Source organism: Saliphagus infecundisoli (assembly GCF_020177375.1).
GTDB lineage: Archaea > Halobacteriota > Halobacteria > Halobacteriales > Natrialbaceae > Saliphagus > Saliphagus infecundisoli.
The window spans coordinates 1-5,590 of the sequence record NZ_JAIWHV010000062.1; the positions used below are offsets into that span (position 1 = coordinate 1).

At 55.8% G+C, this 5,590-nt stretch carries 4 protein-coding genes and 3 pseudogenes; 4 read left to right on the forward strand and 3 right to left on the reverse strand.

The features are described from left to right. Together LCF40_RS22740 and LCF40_RS23645 are read left to right on the forward strand one after the other, a co-directional pair. Window positions 1-120: pseudogene (locus tag LCF40_RS22740) on the forward strand (IS630 family transposase); the annotation flags it as partial. A gap of 8 nt (window positions 121-128) precedes the next feature. After that, a pseudogene (locus tag LCF40_RS23645) lies at window positions 129-1,047 on the forward strand (transposase); the annotation flags it as partial. Window positions 1,048-1,396: 349 nt separating this feature from the next. Here LCF40_RS23645 and LCF40_RS22755 read toward each other — a convergent pair. After that, window positions 1,397-1,954 (reverse strand): hypothetical protein, encoded by a 558-nt coding sequence (locus tag LCF40_RS22755; protein WP_224830409.1) that lies wholly within the window; start codon window positions 1,952-1,954, stop codon window positions 1,397-1,399. A gap of 107 nt (window positions 1,955-2,061) precedes the next feature. Between LCF40_RS22755 and LCF40_RS22760 the strand changes: the two genes are divergently transcribed. Next, window positions 2,062-2,532, forward strand: a complete 471-nt coding sequence (locus tag LCF40_RS22760; RefSeq protein ID WP_224830410.1) for a helix-turn-helix domain-containing protein — start codon at window positions 2,062-2,064, stop codon at window positions 2,530-2,532. On the opposite strand, the pseudogene LCF40_RS22765 reads toward LCF40_RS22760, so the two are convergent. Both LCF40_RS22765 and tnpC read right to left on the reverse strand, forming a co-directional pair. Further along, window positions 2,529-3,524, reverse strand: a pseudogene (locus LCF40_RS22765) (tyrosine-type recombinase/integrase); the annotation flags it as partial. The gene LCF40_RS22760 and the pseudogene LCF40_RS22765 overlap by 4 nt on opposite strands. 11 nt (window positions 3,525-3,535) lie before the next feature. Beyond that, window positions 3,536-5,011 carry an IS66 family transposase gene (gene tnpC, locus LCF40_RS22770; protein WP_380682313.1) on the reverse strand — a complete coding sequence of 492 codons (1,476 nt, stop codon included), beginning with the start codon at window positions 5,009-5,011 and terminating at the stop codon, window positions 3,536-3,538. Between the two features lie 116 nt (window positions 5,012-5,127). On the opposite strand from tnpC, the gene LCF40_RS22775 reads away from it, so the two are divergent. Then, window positions 5,128-5,433, forward strand: a complete 306-nt coding sequence (locus LCF40_RS22775) for a putative quinol monooxygenase (protein ID WP_224830412.1) — start codon at window positions 5,128-5,130, stop codon at window positions 5,431-5,433. Window positions 5,434-5,590 lie beyond the last annotated feature (157 nt).

The following is a 5,590-nucleotide window of genomic DNA, read 5'->3' on the forward strand; positions in this document are numbered from 1 at the left end:
GCGGAGGTCGCTGCGTGGGAACGCATCCGAAACGAGGATGACTCCGCTATCGACTGGCAGTTCACGACCGAAGATGCACGCATCAAACTCCGGCAGCTATATCCAACAAATCACGATTGAAGAGCTACGAGTACTACCAGTGGGCAGTGCTGAAAATCGTCGGTATGGACGTCCCACTAGTTCTCGTGCCATCCAGCGCGTGCGCGACAGGCGAAAGACGAGATCGTCGGGAAGCTCCTGTCGCAAGCTACCGAGATGGTGGATATCGACCTCGTGATGATGGATCGCGAGTTCGATAGCGAGTCGGTGAAGGTCACTTGCGAGGAATACGACGTCCACTACCTGAATCCGACGCGCATCTTCACCAATAGCGACGAAGTCGATACCATCGAGTGGATGTACCGCAACGGCGAACGGTTTCACGTCACTGAAGAGAAAGCCGACGGCACGCCGAAACGCAAGCAGGTCTACCTCCCAAGGCAGTCGCGCTCGGATGATGAGGACGAAGACAACGGTCTCTCGGAGGTATGGCAAGAGATGTGCGGCGAGTAGGAATTCGACTACATAAAGGGTGAACCGAGCGAAGGAATGTCGTTCTCACGGCTGCTTGCGGACATCCAGCGCGAAGAGGAGGTCGAAGAGCGTAAGCAGAACGCAGAGAACGGCGACGTTGACACTGCCGGTACCGTCGTCTTCGAGACGAACCACTCCTACGTGACCCCCGGTAACGCCGACGATCAGCAGATGGACGCGAGAGCGTTCGTCCACATGATCGAGCGGCTGATTCGCTGGTATCGGCATCGTTGGGGGATCGAGAACGGCTTCAAGAAGCAGAAACACTTCATGGTTCGAACCACCTCGACTGAGCGCGACTATCGGTTCTTCAACTTCGCGTTCGCGTGCGTCCTGTACAACGTCTGGCGGTTGGTCGATCTGCTGGTGAAGCTCGCCATCGACGGCGAGAACCGTACGTACGCACCGCGAGTGGACGCGAACCAGTTCCTGACAGTGGCGAAGCAGTGCTACGGGCTCGATCCGCCTGACTGAGGCTCGGTCATCCCCTGTGACGCCCGTTCGTGAGTGACAGCTCTATTGAACGGTTAGTTGTTTCGCGCTTTGATGCGATGATTCTGAAATTGCGGTCCGACTCCGTTCACAGCTCATTTGGCACATCAGGAAAACGGCTGCAACGAACGCCCAGTCTGTGCATTCAGCGGCCACATAGCCGACATCAGTCTAGACGGTGTTCAAAAAACGCTCGAATCAGGGAGTTCAACCTTGCATCCTCTATGACATCGCCAGACAATTTGACCAGTAACACTGACCAGTATTACTAGTCGAATAAGCAGTATGGTTGAACAATCTGACGGATAATTATGTGGGTGGGGCGAGATGATTAGGGGAGGCGCTCGGTAGCCGATTTGAGGTCGTCTGTGTCTTGCCAGTGGATAGTCCGGTCAGCGTTTTCGAGCAACTGGAGGTGGGAGGCTGCCATTCCATTATTGAAGTGCGCTCGGTTCGTTTCCGTATCACCGTAGTCACGCTTGAGAACCCAGACCGTCTCACGAATTTCCTGATGGAACAAGTATCCCATCTCCCAAACGTACCCCCCTTCGTAGTCTTCAACCACGAGTATAATATGAGTCGCACGGTCACACAGCTGTTCGTACATTGAGGCCCAGAGTGAAAGATCGTCAGGCGTCAATCCAAAGTCTTCTAACCGAAACGCTGTCGCACTTGGGCGGTCGTCAAGCCAGTTATAGACGCTCATCCGGCGGTCAGCGGCATCGGTATCCCCCCCTTCCCCTAGAATAAGATATCGCCGGTCAGCGTATGCGAGTGTTTGGAACTGGTCGCTGTGCAGGAGCGACTTGAGTTTCTCATGCTCCTCGTAATTAAGCGCCAAGCCTTCGATATCAATAAAATCCGGATCAATCCCTTCGTCGTCATCCATTATATCATGGAATAGCCGCATAGGTATTGTAACTACTGGTTTAGATGTTGTCCTATCTAGACGTGCAATTACTGGTTCAATTAGCGGCCTAAAAAATCGGAGTGTTTATGCTGGAGGATCCGGTATCTACACGCATGAATCCAGCGGCTGATCCCGACCTTAAAAACGATACCTGGCATACCCTCCAAACAGTGACTGAGGAGAGCCGAGCGAATATCATCGCAGACATTGTGGGGCACCCAGATGGAGCCCCCAGCGTTGATGAACTCACCAAAACGAATCCAAGTCTCAAGAAAGACACGATCCGTGGACACCTCTCCGTATTAAAAGAGGCAAACGTCGTCGAAGAGCTCATCATCCCAGTTGGAGAGCGAACACGAGGATACCCGTACAAGTTCTACCAGCTGACCGATGAAGCAAGAGAGCTCTTCGATAAGAACGGGTTGTTTCCCGAAAGCGCCTGGAAACGACAGTATGACCGCCTGAAGAAAGACCCAGAACTGCAAGAACTAGAAGCAATGCCGCGTCCAGATACAGACGAATCCAGAGAGCGAAGCGACAAAGTCACTGCTGATTAACTCTCGAACGCGTTCGCGAGCCGTTCGTGCATGAACTCACGTCGATACTGTCGCCGTTCTTCTTCTGATAGGTAGTTTTTCAGCACGATACTCGGATCAGAACTCCCCTGGTCAGCCGTGATCGCATCTAGGTTCTCGAGGAGGTCTGTTTGAGAGTCGAGATACGTCGTGTACCAGAACCGCCGCCCCATCTTCGACGTAGGTGTCTGCCCACGAACGCGGACGTCAGCACGCTCAGCAAGCCGCTGGAAGCGTGCTTGGACCGTTTCACCGACGATATGGCCGTCCTCTGCTGCCGTCGAAGGGAACAGGTACCCGTTCCACTCCCGATCGGACGTATCTAACGCGTCGAGACGATCATTGAGTGTTTCGCGGCCGTATATCAGTGCGACCGTTCCCGGTCCGTTCTTACGCTCGTCGAAGCGAATGTGGGGATCCTCTTCCTCGAGAACGAGTTGAGAAACATGCAATGCGGCGACCTCGTTCCGACGGAGCCCCCACGCACACAATGCGAGGACGAGGAGTTCATCACTTGCTTCGTCAACGACGTCGTAGATCCGCCGCACTTGTTCGCTCGAGAGGCCTGCGTTATCGGGTTCAGAACGTTGCCAGCCGTATTCCATCTCGATGGTCCCTGCCGGGTTGTAGGCAGCCTTCCCTCGTCGTTGGAGGTGTCCATAGAACTGCGAAACGTCGCCGAGGTACCGGAGTTTCGAGGCGTCACTCTCCAGGTCGCGATCGAGTTCATCAAAGACTGCTAGCACCCGCTCAATCTCGTCAGGTTGGGACTCAAGATCGGTGAGTCGGCCGACGAGATCAGCGCTGCCGTGAATATCACGATACAGGCGCGCGTAGGTCGCAAGCCGAGACCGCTTGGTGGTGATCGTTGATTCGGCAAAGTTCCGTCGTTGGTCGAGCGTTCGAATATATGCGGTCAGTTCGTCGATAGTGGTTTCGTCGTCGATATTCCAGGGGTTGGAGTCTGTTGATGGGTCGTACTTGTTTAGCGTAGTTCCGTCGCAGATACCTCTCTCAGTGAATCTGGTCGTGTTCCTCCCAGCGCTGATTTCAGCTGATCCGGTGGGTCGAGTCCCCGGTGTTCCCACGTCGCGACCATTGTTGCGAGTGTCTCGTGAATGCGGACTCCGGTTTCCGACCGGAGTCCGCCGAAGACTTTCCGCATCACCACCTGCTCGCGCAGAGCGGGCTCTGCGCGATTATTCGTCGAATCAACGTCTGGTTCGGTCACGAACGTCAGCCAACACCCCAGCCCGTTCCTGATCTTCTCGGCTAACTGCGTGACTTCTTCGGACTCGTAATCCGCTCTCACTAACTCCTCGAGACAGAGTGATGCCTGCGCTCGCCTCCGCTCGCGAGCGGAGGCGGGCGGGTCCCTCTCGTCAAATGCAGTCAAATCCTCGTGGAGATCGTGCAGAATCTCCGAGATCACTTCGGCCTCTTCGTGGCGTTCAGCTACGTACTTCGCTTCTCGGAGCAGATGCGCCCAACACCGCTGAAGCTTCCTGTGATAGCTCGGATACGCCGACCATCCGTCACAGCTTAGGGTGGCGTCCTCGGCGAGTTCGTCGCCGAGGACGTCTTCCAGCACCTGACTCCCGCGGCTCTCGTCGATCGTGTAGAAAACCTCCTCGTCGGTCACGAACGTCCAGACCCACTGCTGATCACCGTCAACCGGAAAGCCTGTTTCGTCGCAGTAGATCACGTCGCTTTCCCGAACGCTGGCTCGAATCTCTTCATACGCGGGTCGCAGCCGGTCTGCGACCCGCTCGGTCATGTTGTAGATCGTTCCCGGTGAGACCGGGTGATCGAGCTGCCAGTCGAACAGTTCGGCCTGTTTCCGATGAGGAAGCCGGCCGTGATAGCGGAGGAGGGCGGTTTGGGCCAGCAGGTGTGGCCCAAACCGCCCGGTCTCCGGGCAGTCAGGATGCTCGGCGAGGACTTCGTTGCCACAGGAACATTCCTGTTTTCCGAGCTCGTATTCCGTGACCTCGATCGGAATGGGGAGCGGAATATCGACGATGATGCGGGAGACGTACTCGTCGGGATCGGTAAGAACACGGCCACAATCATGGCAGTACGCCTCCCCGACCCGGACGGTCGTGTCCGGGTCGGGTGGAGGTTGAGTCGTTCCCTCATGGCCAGGGTTGCGTCCAGGTGAAGAGTCGCTGGCGGCGTCGGAGTCGCTGCCAGCATCTTCGTTCTCGTCGTCTTGCTCTGAATCGGAGTTCTGTTGGTTTCCAGCACCGCCCTGTTTACTGGACGGTGTGTGCGGGTTTTCATACTGCTTGAGGCGGTTTTCGAGTTCAGCTATCCGGTCGTTCTGGTCGGCGAATTGTTGACGAAGAAATGCGTTCTCAGCTTGAAGGGCGAGATTCTGCTGGCGAAGACTCGTTCGATCGCCAGGACGGATCGCCGAGGTCAAACGACCCGGCGATCCGTTAAGCCCTGAGAGGTCGATGAGCGGCTGTTCGTCCTGCTCTTCCCTGAGAGCTACGATTTCGCTTCGGTACTTCCACTAAACAGATACTCTAGCAGAAACAGTTATGTGAGTTGCGCACCACCTACGGACTGAGTATGACCGACGCAAACGTCGCCCTCCTCGTTCGACTCCAAGCACAGTCCGGCAAAGAATCCGATGTCGAGGAATTCCTCCGTTCGGCACTGCCGATGGCCGAGGAAGAACCGGACACCACCACGTGGTTCGCGCTCCGCATGGACGATTCGACGTTCGGCATCTTCGATACCTTTCCGGATGAATCCGGTCGGGAAGCGCATCTCTCGGGCGAAATCGCTGCTGCCTTGGAGGAAAACGCGGACGAGCTGTTCGCAGAACCGCCGAAGATAGAAGAAGTCGACGTACTGGAGGCCAAACTCCCCTAACATCTGAAATTGGACAGACAGAAGCAGCAACGCTCTTCTGTAGTACTGCGGAACTGAGATCACGGAAGTTAGTGCATTCCGCCGACAGCAGTTGTACATGACCAATGAACGCGCTGCTCTCGGCGGAATGCTTGAGCAACTCGTTGACCTCGGCGTC

Bases quoted from the DNA above. Each gene is read 5' to 3' on its own strand.
- LCF40_RS22755 (WP_224830409.1), bottom strand. From the start codon at position 1,954: ATGGATGACGACGAAGGGATTGATCCGGATTTTATTGATATCGAAGGC.
- LCF40_RS22760 (WP_224830410.1), top strand. From the start codon at position 2,062: ATGCTGGAGGATCCGGTATCTACACGCATGAATCCAGCGGCTGATCCC.
- LCF40_RS22775 (WP_224830412.1), top strand. From the start codon at position 5,128: ATGACCGACGCAAACGTCGCCCTCCTCGTTCGACTCCAAGCACAGTCC.